General features: G+C 49.0%; 16 protein-coding genes. 11 read left to right on the top strand and 5 right to left on the bottom strand.

Going from position 1 to position 14,216, the window contains the following annotated elements; genetic code table 11:
- Positions 1–163: 163 nt before the first annotated feature.
- Positions 164–442, bottom strand: a complete 279-nt coding sequence (locus ACLQ3M_RS13465; protein WP_411678207.1) for a DUF1294 domain-containing protein — start codon at positions 440–442, stop codon at positions 164–166.
- Positions 443–463: 21 nt separating this feature from the next.
- Positions 464–829 (bottom strand): zinc ribbon domain-containing protein, encoded by a 366-nt coding sequence (locus tag ACLQ3M_RS13460; protein WP_187036472.1) that lies wholly within the window; start codon positions 827–829, stop codon positions 464–466.
- A 77-nt stretch (positions 830–906) separates the two neighbouring features.
- Here ACLQ3M_RS13460 and ACLQ3M_RS13455 point away from each other — a divergent pair, with 77 nt between their 5' ends.
- On the top strand, positions 907–2,196 hold the full coding sequence (locus ACLQ3M_RS13455; RefSeq protein ID WP_411678206.1) for a glycoside hydrolase family 10 protein: 1,290 nt from the start codon (positions 907–909) through the stop codon (positions 2,194–2,196).
- Here ACLQ3M_RS13455 and mtaB read toward each other — a convergent pair.
- The gene (mtaB, locus tag ACLQ3M_RS13450; protein WP_411678205.1) at positions 2,160–3,485 is read right to left on the bottom strand and encodes a tRNA (N(6)-L-threonylcarbamoyladenosine(37)-C(2))-methylthiotransferase MtaB; all 1,326 of its coding nucleotides are present in this window, start codon (positions 3,483–3,485) and stop codon (positions 2,160–2,162) included. The two genes, ACLQ3M_RS13455 and mtaB, sit on opposite strands and share 37 nt — an antisense overlap.
- A 130-nt stretch (positions 3,486–3,615) precedes the next feature.
- Between mtaB and ACLQ3M_RS13445 the strand changes: the two genes are divergently transcribed.
- A complete protein-coding gene (locus ACLQ3M_RS13445; protein WP_411678204.1) occupies positions 3,616–3,864 on the top strand; it encodes an HPr family phosphocarrier protein in 249 nt (82 codons plus the stop codon).
- 42 nt (positions 3,865–3,906) lie between these two features.
- Here ACLQ3M_RS13445 and ACLQ3M_RS13440 read toward each other — a convergent pair whose 3' ends face one another.
- Both ACLQ3M_RS13440 and ACLQ3M_RS13435 read right to left on the bottom strand, forming a co-directional pair.
- Complete coding sequence (locus tag ACLQ3M_RS13440; protein ID WP_411678203.1) at positions 3,907–5,808, bottom strand: ABC-F family ATP-binding cassette domain-containing protein; 1,902 nt, start codon at positions 5,806–5,808, stop codon at positions 3,907–3,909.
- A gap of 125 nt (positions 5,809–5,933) precedes the next feature.
- Positions 5,934–6,371, bottom strand: a complete 438-nt coding sequence (locus ACLQ3M_RS13435; protein WP_411678202.1) for a hypothetical protein — start codon at positions 6,369–6,371, stop codon at positions 5,934–5,936.
- 112 nt (positions 6,372–6,483) lie between these two features.
- On the opposite strand from ACLQ3M_RS13435, the gene ACLQ3M_RS13430 reads away from it, so the two are divergent.
- The 9 genes from ACLQ3M_RS13430 (at position 6,484) to ispG (ending at position 14,209) form a co-directional block, all read left to right on the top strand.
- Positions 6,484–7,266, top strand: a complete 783-nt coding sequence (locus ACLQ3M_RS13430; RefSeq protein WP_411678201.1) for a sugar phosphate isomerase/epimerase family protein — start codon at positions 6,484–6,486, stop codon at positions 7,264–7,266.
- A 68-nt stretch (positions 7,267–7,334) separates the two neighbouring features.
- Complete coding sequence (gene nrdR, locus ACLQ3M_RS13425) at positions 7,335–7,796, top strand: transcriptional regulator NrdR (protein ID WP_411678200.1); 462 nt, start codon at positions 7,335–7,337, stop codon at positions 7,794–7,796.
- A 277-nt stretch (positions 7,797–8,073) separates the two neighbouring features.
- Complete coding sequence (gene pyrH, locus ACLQ3M_RS13420; RefSeq protein ID WP_411678199.1) at positions 8,074–8,793, top strand: UMP kinase; 720 nt, start codon at positions 8,074–8,076, stop codon at positions 8,791–8,793.
- A gap of 2 nt (positions 8,794–8,795) precedes the next feature.
- Positions 8,796–9,350, top strand: a complete 555-nt coding sequence (gene frr, locus ACLQ3M_RS13415) for a ribosome recycling factor (RefSeq protein WP_411678198.1) — start codon at positions 8,796–8,798, stop codon at positions 9,348–9,350.
- Between the two features lie 5 nt (positions 9,351–9,355).
- Entirely contained in the window at positions 9,356–10,063 is a 708-nt protein-coding gene (locus ACLQ3M_RS13410; protein WP_411678197.1) for an isoprenyl transferase, read from the top strand.
- A complete protein-coding gene (locus ACLQ3M_RS13405) occupies positions 10,064–10,888 on the top strand; it encodes a phosphatidate cytidylyltransferase (protein WP_411678196.1) in 825 nt (274 codons plus the stop codon).
- A gap of 43 nt (positions 10,889–10,931) precedes the next feature.
- Positions 10,932–12,086, top strand: coding sequence for a 1-deoxy-D-xylulose-5-phosphate reductoisomerase (locus ACLQ3M_RS13400; protein WP_411678195.1), 1,155 nt, complete (start codon positions 10,932–10,934; stop codon positions 12,084–12,086).
- Between the two features lie 3 nt (positions 12,087–12,089).
- Positions 12,090–13,172 (top strand): M50 family metallopeptidase, encoded by a 1,083-nt coding sequence (locus ACLQ3M_RS13395; RefSeq protein WP_411678194.1) that lies wholly within the window; start codon positions 12,090–12,092, stop codon positions 13,170–13,172.
- The gene (gene ispG / locus ACLQ3M_RS13390; RefSeq protein ID WP_411678193.1) at positions 13,169–14,209 is read left to right on the top strand and encodes a flavodoxin-dependent (E)-4-hydroxy-3-methylbut-2-enyl-diphosphate synthase; all 1,041 of its coding nucleotides are present in this window, start codon (positions 13,169–13,171) and stop codon (positions 14,207–14,209) included. Before ACLQ3M_RS13395 ends, ispG begins: the two co-directional genes overlap by 4 nt.
- Positions 14,210–14,216 lie beyond the last annotated feature (7 nt).

Here is a 14,216-nt window from a genome sequence, read left to right as displayed (position 1 = left end):
TGGAAGTGGCGGGATCGTCATTCTTCCGGCTTTATGTTGATTTTTCGTTTTCTATTTTCTCTTCACGCAAATTGTAAAAAGAGCCCATCCTTCGCTTAACGCGTCAGGTGGGTTCTTCGACAATCTGACGCTTCCAATGAAAAGGAAGCGTGATTTTTTTATGTTACTGAAACAGTTGCAACCCAAAGTACAGAACAACACACTGAGCCAGTAAAATCACAGGAATACCGATCATGAATTTTGCGTGCTTTGTTTTATGCCGAATCAGCAGCATGGTAAACAGCATGGCGGGCGAACCGCCGACGGCGGCAAAAAACAAAAGCCTGCTCTCAGGAATTCGCCATCTGTGCCGCGCTGCGCGGTGCTTATCCACAACGGTGGAAATTGCCGCCACAAGATTAATAATAATCGCGTAACAAATCAAATATATATAACCAGGCAATGTTTTTCCTCCCAGCCTCCATTACAGTCTGGCGCCGCAATTCGGACAAAAACGGCTGTCCGGGTTCACCTGTGCGCCGCAATTCGGACAAAACCTGGCGGCGCGCCCCGCTACGCGGAAAATCTGGTCCGGATTTATCTCTGAACCGGGGCTGCGTTCAATTCGTTTTCCTTCCTCGCGATGGATTTCATAAACGGCCCCGCAGTTAGGGCATGAAATAAAATATCTTTTCCCGAAACGAAACAGGGGAATAAAGAAAAAAGTAAACTGCTTGTAAACGCATGTTACCAATGCCGTCTTTCCCCTGAGAGAGCAACAGGGAAAATACCCGCAGCTGCGAAAACCCAGTTCCGCAATACCGCTCGTGATTCCAATAATAAAGAACATTTTTCCACCCCCCGAAGGGATTATTTTACACGATATCGTTATTTCTGTCAAATGATGTTATGGAAAGGATGAAAAAAATGGTAATCAGGCTGTTTAACCGGCACAGTATGATAGTATGTGTTTTTCTCCTCGCGATCGTTGTTGCCGTGACGATGGCAGTTAATTTCAACCGCAGCAACAATCTAAAAACGTCCGTAACGGAAATCCCGCGGCCCAACGAAACCGCTGTGACTTCCTCCGCGGCGGAAGCCGTCGCTCACGTCACGGGAAACGAATCGGAAATGCGCGCGGTCTGGGTTCCGTATCTAAGCCTGAACATGAGCAGAGACGACGATAAAAGCGAACAAGCCTTTCTAAATAAGTTTAATACGATCATCAACAACGCCAAAAAGTGCGGAATGAATACGCTGATTGTTCAGGTAAGACCGTTTGCGGACGCGCTGTACAAATCCTCTTATTTTCCATGGAGCCATGTTGTGGGGGGCACTCAGGGCGTAAATCCGGGGTACGACCCTCTCGCCGATATGATAAAGGCAAGCCACCAGGCCGGATTGAAGATTCAAGCCTGGGTGAATCCACTGAGAATTCAGGTTTCAAACACGCCTTCCATTTTAGCGGTGGGAAATGTTTACAACACATGGAAGAAAGACAATTCAAAAGCAGATTGGGTGGTCGATTCTGGCGACGGCAAATATTTTAATCCCGCTTACGGCGGGGTCCGCCGTTTTGTAGCGGACGGAGTAAAGGAGATCGCACAGAATTACGATGTGGACGGCATTCAATTCGACGATTATTTTTATCCGACACAAGACGCGGCGTTTGATCAGACTTCTTATTCCGCCTACTGTGAATCCGCCAAAAAGACCGGAACCCCTATGAAACTTTCGGACTGGCGGCAGGCAAATGTCAGCGCAATGGTCTCGCTGGTCTATCAGGAAATAAAATCCGTGAAACCTTCCCTGCCGTTCGGTATTGCCCCGCAGGGCAACATTCAGAACGACCTTGCAATGGGCGCAAATGTCACGGAATGGTGCTCCGCAACAGGCTATGTGGATTATATCTGTCCGCAGCTGTACGTTAATTTCGATAATCCGGTCCTGCCGTTTGACACAGCGGCAAAAGCATGGCGACAGCTGGTTACAAACAAAAATATAAAACTCTATTATGGTCTGGCGGTCTATAAGGCCGGGTCCGACGCGGACAGCGGCACCTGGAAAACTTCCAGCGGGATTCTGGCAAGCCAGGTTGAGTACGGGCGCGAAACCACCTGTAACGGATTCATGTTTTATTCCTGCGATTATCTGGTGGGAGATCAGACAAAGCAGGAGGTTCAGAATGTTGTGGAGGCTTTGGGCCGCTCGCCCTGAACCGACTCGGCAAGACAAAAATCCTGTGTGGTTTCCGTGATGCGCACTGTCAGAATTTTTCCGCAGAGGTCGTCGGCGTTGTGCGTTCTGACCGGCGTATAATTGGCCGTATAACCCTCATAGACGCCGGCCGAGCATTTCCGTTCAAAGAGGACGGATTCCGTCAGGCCGCACTGGCTTTGAAGAAACGCCGACCTTGTTTCCCGGGCCGCTTCAATCATTCGTTTGCTGCGGTCCTCTTTCACCTTCGGGTCCACCTGGTCCGGTGCGCGGTCTGCAACCGTTCCGGGTCTGCGGGAATAAGCGAAAACATGTGCCTTTGCAAAACCGATTTCTTTCAGAAAGATTTTGGAGCTTTCAAATTCTTCCTCCGTTTCGCCCGGGAAGCCAACCATAATATCCGTTGTGATCGCGGAATTGTCAAATTCTTTACGCAGATTTCGGACAATCCTTCGATATTCCTCCGTATCGTAATGCCGGTTCATTCTCTTCAAAGTTTCGTCGCACCCGCTTTGAAGCGAAAGATGAAACTGCGGACATAATTTTTCTTGGCGTTTCAAACGTGCTATCACGGATTCATCCAGTCGTTCCGGCTCGAGGGAACCAAGACGGACCCGTCGGATTCCCTCGACCGCGCAGGCGGCTTCAACTGCGTCACAAAGCGTCAGGCCAAGTTCCTGACCGTATGCGGACAGGTTGATTCCCGTTAAAACGACTTCCCGGTAGCCGCCCGCAGCAATTTGCTCCAGTTCGTTTTTCAGCTCTTCCATCGGTTTTGACCGTACCGCTCCGCGTGCATATGGAATAATACAGTAAGAACAGTAGCGATTGCAGCCATCCTCGATTTTCAAGAAAGCGCGTGTCCGCTCAAAAAAACGGTTCGTATTCATCGGCTCGAATTTTTCGCCCTGTTTATGCGGGACGATATCGATGATTCTCTGTCTATCCATCAGATATTTTTGCAGATCGGGCAATAGGGAGGACCGGTTGGAATTGCCCAGTACAATATCGGCTTCCGCAAGCTCATTTTCAACGGCCTGAGGAAATGCCTGAGGCAGGCATCCGGTTACAACCAAAACCGCGCCCGGATTATCTCTGCGGGCACGGTGCAGCATCTGGCGTGCTTTCCGGTCGCTCATTGAAGTTACCGTACAGGTGTTTAAAACGACGATGTCGCTTTCCTGCAAGGAATCGCAAACGGTAAAGCCGGCCATCTGAAGACGATTTAGCAGAACCTGGGATTCATATTGGTTTACTTTGCATCCTAGCGTTAGAACAGATACTTTCATTTGTACACCTTTTATAAAAATAGATATTTTGTTTTGTCGAAAGAAAAAATCTATAGGCAAGTTTAACATTGACCTTGCGTCAGAATTGAGCTATATTTTGTAGAGACAAATAAATCAGGGGGGTAACTGTATGTACACGACTTCGATTCTTCTTTCCAGCATTGAAGCAGTGAAAAAATTTGTCACATTGACAAACAGTTATAATTTTCCGATCAACCTTGCCACCGACAAATATATGATCGATGCCAAATCGATCATGGGTATTTTCAGTCTTGATTTGTCCAAGCCACTGAAAATTGAAGTCGACAGCAATAATGCGGATGATTTTATCAGGCAGTTACAACAGTTCCAATGCGATCCCGTCCCTATAAAGTCTTAAATTTCAAGTTGCAGCGCGGCCGTTGAGACCGACGCTGTTTTTTTATGCCTCTTCCTGCTGGGACAGGCCGCTCCATTCTTCAAAGAGGTTTTCATTCTCTGATTTCAGGGAGTTAATTTGGTTTGCTAGTTCCATCGCAGCCTGATAGTCGCTTGCAGTTTCGGGTTCGGCAAGTTTTTCTTCCAGATCCGCAATGATTTTCTCGTTTTGGTCGATTTCTTTCTCCAGCCGCAGAATCGCTGCCTTTTGTTTTCGAAGCGCGGCCCCCTGTTTCTTTTTTCGTTTGTAGTCGTTTTCCATTTCGCTTTCACGGGCAGGCGCTGCGGTCTGTTCGTTTTTTATTTTGTCCAGGTATTCCTGATAATTTGCGCCGCAGTCCTCCAATCCATCCGTTTTTAAAGCGAAAATGCGATTTGCGGTTTTATTGATAAAATAACGGTCGTGAGAAATGATGAGCAAAGTTCCTTCATAATCTTCCAGAGCAGACTCAAGCGCCTCGCAGGACGGAAGATCCAGGTGGTTGGTTGGCTCGTCCAGTAAAAGAAAATTGTCCCGGGACAGCATCAGGCGCAGCAGCAGGATCCTTGCGCGCTCTCCGCCGCTCAGAGCCGAAACCTGTTTGAAAACATCTTCCCCCTGATACAAAAAAACCGCAAGCGCACTGCGGACCTGTGTTTCCGTCATTTGAGGATAGTAGTCCCAAATTTCGTCAATCACTCGTTTTTCGGGCCTCAGCCCTGTCTGCAGCTGGTCGTAATATCCGATTTTCACGCCTGTCCCCAAGCGAAAGGAACCGGAGTCCGGGGAAAGCTGCCCCAGAAGAACTTTGATCAGGGAGGTTTTGCCGCAGCCGTTTGGGCCGATCAGGAAAACCCGGTCCCCCCGGTAAATCTCAAACGACACGTTCTGAAACAGATGGTTGTCCCCGAAAGAGAGAGAGAGATCTTTGGCGGTCAAAACGTCGTTTCCACTGCGAACATTGATTCCAAACTGAAAGCAAAGCGTGTTTTCCTGTGCGTCCGGTTTTACAAGGGTCTGTTCCAGCCGGTTGATCATTTTCTGTTTGCTTTCCGCAGTTTTAATATTCTTTTCACGGTTCCACCGGCGCTGCTGCGCGACAATTCCTTCCAGACGGCTGATTTCTTTTTGTGTGTTTTCGTACTGTCGGCTTACGGAGAGATCGTTGTTTTCCTTCTGCTCCAGATAGGAGGTGTAACTTCCTTTATAGAGCCTCAGCTTGTGATTCTTCAGTTCAAACGTCCGGTTTGTTACCCGATCCAGAAAATAACGGTCGTGGGAAATTACCAGAAAGGCCGCTTTGGAAGAGCGCAGAAAATCCTCCAGCCATTCGACGGACGCAAGATCAAGATGGTTGGTCGGTTCATCCAGCAACATCAGGTTTGCACCGCTGAGGAGCAGCTTTGCCAGCTGCAGTTTCGCGCGCTGTCCGCCGCTCAGCTTGCCAATCGGGGTAGCCGTCTGTTCCTCGTCAAAGCCAAGCCCAAGGAGCGCGGAACGCGCACGGCTTCGAAAGGTCAGCCCGCCGTCCGCAATGAATCTTTCGTTTAAGACGGTTTGCCGATCTACAAGAGAATCAACGTTTTCCGGGCTGCCGTTGAGAAGGATCTGTTCAATTTCTTCCAGCTCGTGCTCCTGGGCAAGAAGTGTTGAAAACACCGTGAGGACTTCATCCAGAGCGCTCCTGTCAAGGTCGCGGCAAACATGCTGTTCCATATAGCCGAGCGTCGTTTTTCCTGCGGCCGAGATGGTTCCTGCATCCGGGGACAATTCTCCGGTAATCAGCTTAAACAAGGTCGTTTTTCCGGAACCGTTGCTTCCGATCAGTCCGACATGGTCGTTTTCCTGTATTTCAAAGGAAACATCGCTCAGCACCACCTGCGTACCGAACGATTTTTCCAGATTTCCGATGCTGAGGTACCCCATGCTCTATCCTTCCTATGTACACTGCTTGTCAAGCAGGATTCACGGCTTTGATCGCCGTTCCAATCATTATAACGGAATTGTCGGCTGAAATCAAGGACGTGCGCGGCTCCCGGGCAGTTTCCCCTTTACAGATACATTTTTAAAAGCTCAATGTTTTTCTGACTTGCGGCCAGGTATTCTTCTGCAAGCTTTCGGCTTTCCGTGTCGTCGTCGGCGGATCGGTTCATGGATTTCACCAGATCTTTCATCGCGGCGTCTGTACAATGAATGGCAATCTGTGCAATATGAGGGGCGCTTTTATTCCATGAGGTATCCATTCTAATGGAATCACGAAGAACCCGTTCCATCAGTCCCGGCTCATCTTCCGGATTAAGTCCGCTTCGGCACAGAATTTCCGCCGACTTTGCCGCGGTGGAGCGGTAAAGTTCTTGCTGCCGTTGAACCTGATATTTTAAGCTTTCGTCTTTCACGAGAGGGAGGACCAGCTCGGCCGCCTCCATGCTTAAACGGGAAACGCGAAACAGTTCGTTCACGATCAGATTTCTCTTTTTGTCCCGCCGCATAGAGTTCTCTTCCTTCCTTCATCATCTTCACTATATTAGGATACCCGTGACCGATCCTGTTTAATCTGGACTTTTGCCCCTGGCTGGAATATAATAACCAGGAGGTGATTTTATGAGGGCCGGCATTTCCACGGCTTGTTTATATCCGATGTTGCTTGAAGACGCTTTTTCTGAATTGCTGAAGCTGCAATTTCACGAATTTGAAATTTTTATCAATACATTCAGCGAACTGAAGCCGGATTATGTCAGGGAACTTCGTCTCAAGGCGAAGGATACGGGCAGCCGCATCAAATCGCTGCACCCGTTTACTTCCGGATTTGAAAGCTTCATGCTGTTTTCCGATTACGAACGGCGGTTTCTCGACGGCCTTGAAATCTATAAAAGATATTTTGAGGTGTGTAATTTGCTGGGCGCCGAAATATTTGTCCTCCACGGCAAACGAAGCGAAAAGCGCTCGCCTGCCGCCGATTTGCAATATTATGAACGGTACGTCCGGCTGTTTCAGCTGGGAAAAAAATTTGGTGTCACCGTTGCACAGGAGAATGTAAATAATTTTTTAAGCGACGACCCGTCTTTTATCTTTAAAATGAAAGAACACTGCGGCGAGAACTGCGCTTTTGTCCTTGACATTAAGCAGGCGGTCCGAGGCGGGCAGGATCCGTACCGGATTTGTGCCGCGATGGGAGACAGAATCGTTCACGTCCATATGAATGACAATATGCCCGGATCGGACTGCGTGCTTCCCGGCTGTGGAACAATGAATTATCCGGCACTGATCCGCATGCTGGAAAAATTCAGCTTTGACGGGGACCTGATTATTGAGGTATACCGGAAAAATTTCACCCGGATGGAAGAGCTTGTTTCGGCTAAACATGTTGTTGAAGAATTATTATGAAAGATTTCATAGTTTTGCTTGATATTCATACTGAAAATTGGTATAATTAAGCAGAGGTGATCCAAGCGATGAAGTGCCCATATTGCGGTTACGCAGAAAGCAAAGTAATCGATTCACGCCCGACGGACGAGGGGGAACGAATCCGCAGACGCAGGGAATGCCTGAAGTGTTCCAGACGTTTCACCACCTATGAGGTGATTGAAACGGTGCCCATCGTTGTGATCAAAAAAGACAAATCACGAGAGGCCTTTGACCGCAACAAGCTGCTGAACGGATTGCTGCGGGCTTGTGAAAAGCGCCCTGTTTCTATTGAAACGCTGGAAAAAATCGTTGATGAAATTGAAAATATGCTTCAAAATTCTCTGGACCGCGAAGTACCGTCCAGCCTGATTGGTAAATATGCCATGGAAAAATTAAAAGCGGTCGATGAAGTTGCATATGTCCGCTTTGCTTCTGTTTATCGCCAGTTCAAAGATGTCAACACGTTTATGGACGAACTCAACCGGATCATTAAAAATAAATCGAAATAATTTTTCTGCCGCTTGAAAACGGAAGTTCAGCCGCCAATTGTGAAAAAGTTGGGCGGCTGTTTTTGTGCATCGAAACCACCGGCAGTGCCGGTGAGAGCAAAAGAGCTTTTGCTTTAAACGCCCTGCCGACCCGTCGTTGGGTATCGTGTGAAAAAAGAATCGTCATTCTGTCTTTGGCGCGTGGAATCTGGCAAGAATAACTATATTTAGCGATGAAATGCTTTACTTTGCACTATCCATCATGTAAAATAAGAGAAACTGAATAGGAGTGTTGGAATTGCAGCCAAAATATAAACGAATCTTATTAAAATTAAGCGGCGAAAGTCTGGCTGGTTCGAAATCCCACGGGATTGATTTCGACAAGGTTCTGGAAATTTGCAGGCCAATAAAACAATGCGCTGATATGGGAATACAGATCGGCATAGTTGTGGGCGGCGGAAATTTCTGGCGCGGGCGCAGCAGCGGCAAAATGGACCGTACGCGGGCCGATCATATGGGAATGCTTGCCACCACAATCAACGCGCTTGGCGTGGCGGATGCACTGGAGCAGCTTGGCGTTCAGGTCCGTGTTCAGACTGCGATTGAAATGAGACAGATCGCTGAACCATATATCCGCAATCGGGCTGTTCGTCATATGGAAAAGGGGAGAGTGGTGGTTTTCGGCTGCGGTACAGGCAACCCGTTCTTCTCCACAGACACGGCCGCAGCCCTGCGTGCCGCCGAAATCGACGCGGATATCGTACTGAAAGCAACCATGGTTGACGGCGTTTATGACAGCGATCCAAAGACAAACCCGAATGCGGTAAAATTTGATTCTCTGTCTTTCCTTGATGTGCTGAACCGTGGCCTGCAGGTAATGGACAGTACCGCCGCTTCCCTTTGCATGGATAACCATATTCCAATTCTGGTGTTCAGCATCGACCGGCCGGAGAACATTGTAAAAGCGGTCTGCGGCGAGCCGATTGGAACAATTGTAACAGTTGTAAAGGAGGATTAGTCATGAAAGAAATATTATCTGATGCCGAGAGCCGTATGAAAAAAAGCATTTCCGTTCTTTCGGGCGATTATGCCGCGATTCGCGCAGGCAGGGCCAATCCTGCTGTCCTGGACAAAATTCGGGTGGATTACTATGGCGCGCCGACCGCGATCAATCAGCTTGCCGCTATTTCCGTCAGTGAAGCGCGTGTCCTTACCATTCAGCCGTGGGATGCAACCGTGTGCAAATCGATTGAACGCGCGATAGAAACTTCCGAACTGGGGATTAATCCGCAGAGCGACGGCAAAATCATCCGACTTACGTTTCCACAGCTTTCTGAAGAAAGACGCCGCGACCTCGTGAAAGAAATCGGTAAAATGGCGGAGGAATGCAAGGTCGCGATTCGCTCGATCCGTCGTGACGCGATGGATAAGCTGAAAGTGAAGAAGAAAAACTCTGAGCTGACGGAAGACGATTTAAAAACGGCTGAAAAGCACACGCAGGAACTGACAGACAGGTATTGTAAGGAGACGGATAAGGTCTTCGAAAATAAGAAACAGGAAATTTTGGAGATATAAAATTCATGACGGCAAAAATATTGCCCGTACATGTGGGAATTATTATGGACGGCAACGGCCGCTGGGCGAAAGAGCGGGGTCTTCCCCGCTCTGCAGGCCATGCGGCCGGAGCGGCGGTTTTTAAGACCATCGTCCGCTATTGCAATCAAATAGGAATCCGTTATCTGACGATTTACGCGTTTTCAACCGAAAACTGGAAGCGCCCGCAGAATGAGGTTTTGACGCTGATAAAGCTTTTCAAGCAGTATCTCAGCGATGCCTTAACGAATTTCCTTGATGAAAATATTCAGGTTCGCTTTCTTGGCGATGAAACAGCCTTTGATCCCAGGCTGAGGGAGTTAATCGACGAGACAGTCCGTGTATCCAAAAACAAGACCGGAATGGTTTTGAATATTGCTTTAAATTACGGCGGTCGTGCAGAGATCCTTCAGGCGGCAAAGGCGTTGGTTCGGGATGTTCAGAATGGCAGTTTGCCGCCGGACGAAATTGGGGAAGAGGACTTTGCCCGCAGGCTGTATACTGCCGGACAGCCTGACCCTGATTTGATCATTCGCCCTAGCGGAGAACAGAGAATTTCCAATTTTCTTTTGTGGCAGTCCGCATATACCGAATATATTTTTATGGATACTCTTTGGCCGGATTTCAAGCCGAAAGATCTGGATCGAGCACTGGATCTCTATGCCGCCCGCAACAGGCGCTTCGGAGGGATTTGATTGAGAACAAGAGTTACATCGGCACTGACCCTGATTGTCTTTCTAGCCGCGATCGTTATCTGCAACAGCACGCTTCCGCTTGCTTTGAATTTTGCGATCGGCCTGATCTCCGTTCTTGCGGTGAATGAAATTATCACCGCGCTGGGTCTTGCCAAAAATCTGATCCTTCTGATTCCCAGTCTGCTTTTTTCTGCGGTGTTTCCATTCCTTTCAACTCCCTTTTGGCATGACGCCGCTTATTTTCTCTACACCGTAATCATTTTTTCCGCTTTGATTTTATATCATACGGAGATTACTTTTCGCGAAGTCGGCGTAATTTACAGTATGTCTTTGCTGATTCCGTCCGCGTTGGGAACAATTATCAGCTTAAGAGAAATCGGCGGCAGCCATGGGATGTTTTATGTGATTATAGGAATCTTTTCCGCGTGGACGGCGGACGTCGGCGCTTTTTTCGCGGGGACCTTTTTCGGAAAACATAAGCTCTGCCCAAATATCAGTCCGCATAAAACCATAGAGGGAGCCATCGGCGGGCTTCTTCTGAATGTTGCCGCCATGCTGGTTTTCGGTTATTTATTTCACGCGATCTATTATGCTTACAGCGTGAATGTGTCATACCTGCCTCTTGTTCTGATCGGAGTTTTCGGAACAGGCATCTCGATTCTTGGCGACCTGAGCTTTTCACTGATCAAGCGCAGCTGCCATATTAAAGATTTCAGTGAAATTATCCCGGGGCACGGCGGAATTCTCGATCGTTTCGACAGCGTGATCTTCGAAGCTCCGTTTGTTTATATCCTGGTTCAGCTGCTTCCCATCGTTTTAAGCTAAATTTCTCATAGATTGCAATAATCAAAACAATTGGTGAATAATAATGAAACAATGTTTATCCGTTTTGGGATCCACGGGGTCCATCGGCACCCAAACTTTGGATGTCGCGAGAAGACTGGGTCTGAAAATCTGTGCGCTGGCGGCAGCAAAAAACGTCGGCCTGCTGGAAGAACAGATCCGGGAATTTCGCCCCCAGGTTGCAGCGGTCTTTGATCCGGCCGCTGCTTTAAAACTAAAAACGGCGGTCAGCGACCTGCCTGTCAGGGTAGTGCAGGGAATGGACGGCTTATGCGAAGCGGCCTGCCTGCCAACGGCAGGCCTTGTTTGCAATTCCGTCGTCGGAATGGTCGGACTTCGCCCGACTCTTGCGGCGATTCGCGCCGGAAAGGATGTAGCGCTTTCCAACAAGGAAACACTGGTAGCCGGCGGCGCGCTGGTCATGCGGGAAGCGGAAGAGCGACATGTTCGGATTCTTCCCGTTGACAGCGAACATTCCGCGGTATTCCAATGTCTGCAGGGCAGTCCCGGGAAAAAAGCAATTCGCAGGATCCTTCTGACAGCTTCCGGCGGACCTTTTTTCGGAAAAACATTGCAAGATTTGAAAAGCGTAACTCCGGAACAGGCGTTAAAACATCCGAACTGGCATATGGGGCCGAAGGTTACGATTGATTCCTCGACCATGATGAACAAGGGCCTGGAAATTATTGAAGCCTCCTGGCTTTTCGGACTCCCGGATGATAGAATCGACGTACTGGTGCAAAGGGAAAGCGTCATTCATTCCATGGTGGAATTTGAAGACCGGTCCGTAATCGCGCAGCTCGGTGTCCCCGATATGCATCTTCCGATTCAGTATGCCCTCACCTATCCGGAACGTCTTTCCTCCGATACGGATATTCTTGATTTGGCAAAATACGGTACTCTGACATTTTCAAATGCGGACGAAAAGACGTTTCGCTGTCTTGCGGCGTGCAGACGCGCGCTAAGGCGCGGTGGCCTTGCGCCTGCAGCGGCGAACGGAGCAAACGAAGTGGCAGTGAAGCTGTTTTTGGACCACAAGATTTCCTTTTTGGAAATTGGAGAGTTGGTTTGGGAAGCGATGGAGCATCAGCCTGACGTGGATGAGGTGCGGAGTGTCGAAGATGTTCTGCGGGCCGATGCGCGTGCTCGCAGTTTCGTTTTGAGCAAAGTTACTACCTGAGAGGTGATTATCATCATAAAAGCAATTTTGATTATCATTGCTGTTCTGCTATTCGGATTTATGATTTTTATCCATGAATTCGGCCATTTTTTTACCGCTAAGTTATGCGGGATTCGAGTCAATGAATTTGCGATTGGAATGGGGCCTACCCTTTTTCATAAACAGGGAAAAGAAACTCGTTATTCCCTTCGCCTGCTGCCGATCGGCGGCTTCTGTGCCATGGAGGGTGAGGACGAAGAAAGCGCCGATACCGGGTCCTTTGGCCAAAAGCCTGTTTGGAAGCGATTCCTGGTCGTTGTCATGGGAGCCGTCATGAACATTTTGCTCGGGCTCGTTTTAATGATGACGATCTTGGGGCAGGAAAGCGCGTTTTCTTCCACCACCGTTTCGCAGTTTGATCAGAATTCGGCGCTGCAGCAGGCCGGATTGAAGAGAGGGGATGAATTTATCTCCGTCGACCATTACCGGATTTATGGGGACCGTGACCTGAGCTTCGCCCTTGCGACGGCAAATCCTAATTCCGTTGATATTGAAGTGCTGCGGAACGGGAAAGCACTCACATTCGACAATGTCAAATTCAACAGCCGGAAAGTGAACGGCAAGAGCATTCTTACTTTAGACTTTTATGTGCTGCCGATCGATAAGAATTTCGGCACGCTGATTACAAAATCTTTTCAGGATACGGTTTCCACGGTCCGCATGGTTTGGTACAGCCTCGTGGGATTCGCAACCGGAAAATTTGGGTTTAATGATGTTGCGGGGCCTGTCGGAGCGGTCAGCGCGATCAACCAGGCTGCTTCCGCCGGGCTTGCACAGAGTTTTATTGCGGGACTCAACAATATTCTGTATATGATTATGGTTCTGACCGTCAACCTTGGAGTAGTCAATCTGATGCCTTTTCCCGCGCTTGACGGGGGAAAAGTTCTGTTTCTTTTCGTGGAGGCCGTCCGCCGCAAGCCTCTGCAGCAGAAATACGTCGGAATTGTTGAAACGGCGGGATTTTGCCTGCTGATGGGTTTTATGGTAATCGTGACCTATAGCGACATTCTTCGTTTAATTACAGGAAAAGGATTGGGCGGAGCATGAGAATTTCAAAAACAGTCCATGTCGGGTCTGTCGCGGTGGGAGGCGGAGCAAAGATTACGGTGCAGTCGATGCTGAGCCGTCCCGCTGTCGATCTGAACGGAAATGTCTCCCAGGCCAAGGCTCTGGAAAAAGCGGGATGTGAGATTCTGCGCGTCGCAGTGCCGAATGCCGAATCGGCTGCTCTGATCCCTGCAATCAAGCAGTCGGTAAATATTCCGCTGGTCGCGGATATTCATTTCGATTACCGTCTTGCACTTGCCAGTGCGGAGGCGGGAGCCGACGCAATCAGAATCAACCCCGGCAATATCGGTTCCGACGAACGCGTCAGGGAAGTGGCGGCCGCCTGCGCCGACAGACAAATACCGATTAGAATCGGCGTGAATTCCGGCTCTCTTGAAAAGGAATTGCTGGAAAAGTATGGCGGACCGACCCCGCAGGCGCTTGCGGAAAGCGCTTTGCGCCATGCTTCCCTGTTGGAAAAATTTCAATTTGATGATATTGTCATATCGATTAAATCGTCCGATGTCAATCATATGATTCAGGCGAATGAACTGATAGCGGAACAATGCGATTACCCGCTTCATCTCGGTGTAACGGAAGCGGGCAGCGAACGAATGGGACTGATTAAATCTGCGATCGGTATCGGTTCTCTGCTGCAAAGGGGGATCGGCGATACGATTCGAGTGTCTCTAACCGCTGATCCAGTGCGCGAAATAGAAGCCGGCATCGATCTTTTGAAAGCTCTTTCTTTAAGGGGAGGAATTCGGATTGTTTCGTGCCCTACCTGCGGCAGGACCCGGATCGATCTGATTTCCATTGTAGATGAAGTCGAGAAGTGCCTAGCCGGCTGCACGAAGGATTTGACGGTTGCTCTGATGGGCTGTGCCGTCAACGGACCGGGGGAAGCCAGAGAGGCGGATATCGGAATTGCCGGGGGTGACGGAGTAGGGTTGCTTTTTAAAAAAGGGAAAATTATCAAAAGAGTTCCGGAGGATCAACTGGTCGAAACTCTTTTACGGGAAATCGAACAAATGTAAAGGATGA

The organism is Caproicibacter sp., assembly GCF_046707225.1.
Lineage (GTDB): Bacteria > Bacillota > Clostridia > Oscillospirales > Acutalibacteraceae > Caproicibacter.
This window is presented reverse-complemented; position numbering and strand designations above follow the sequence as displayed.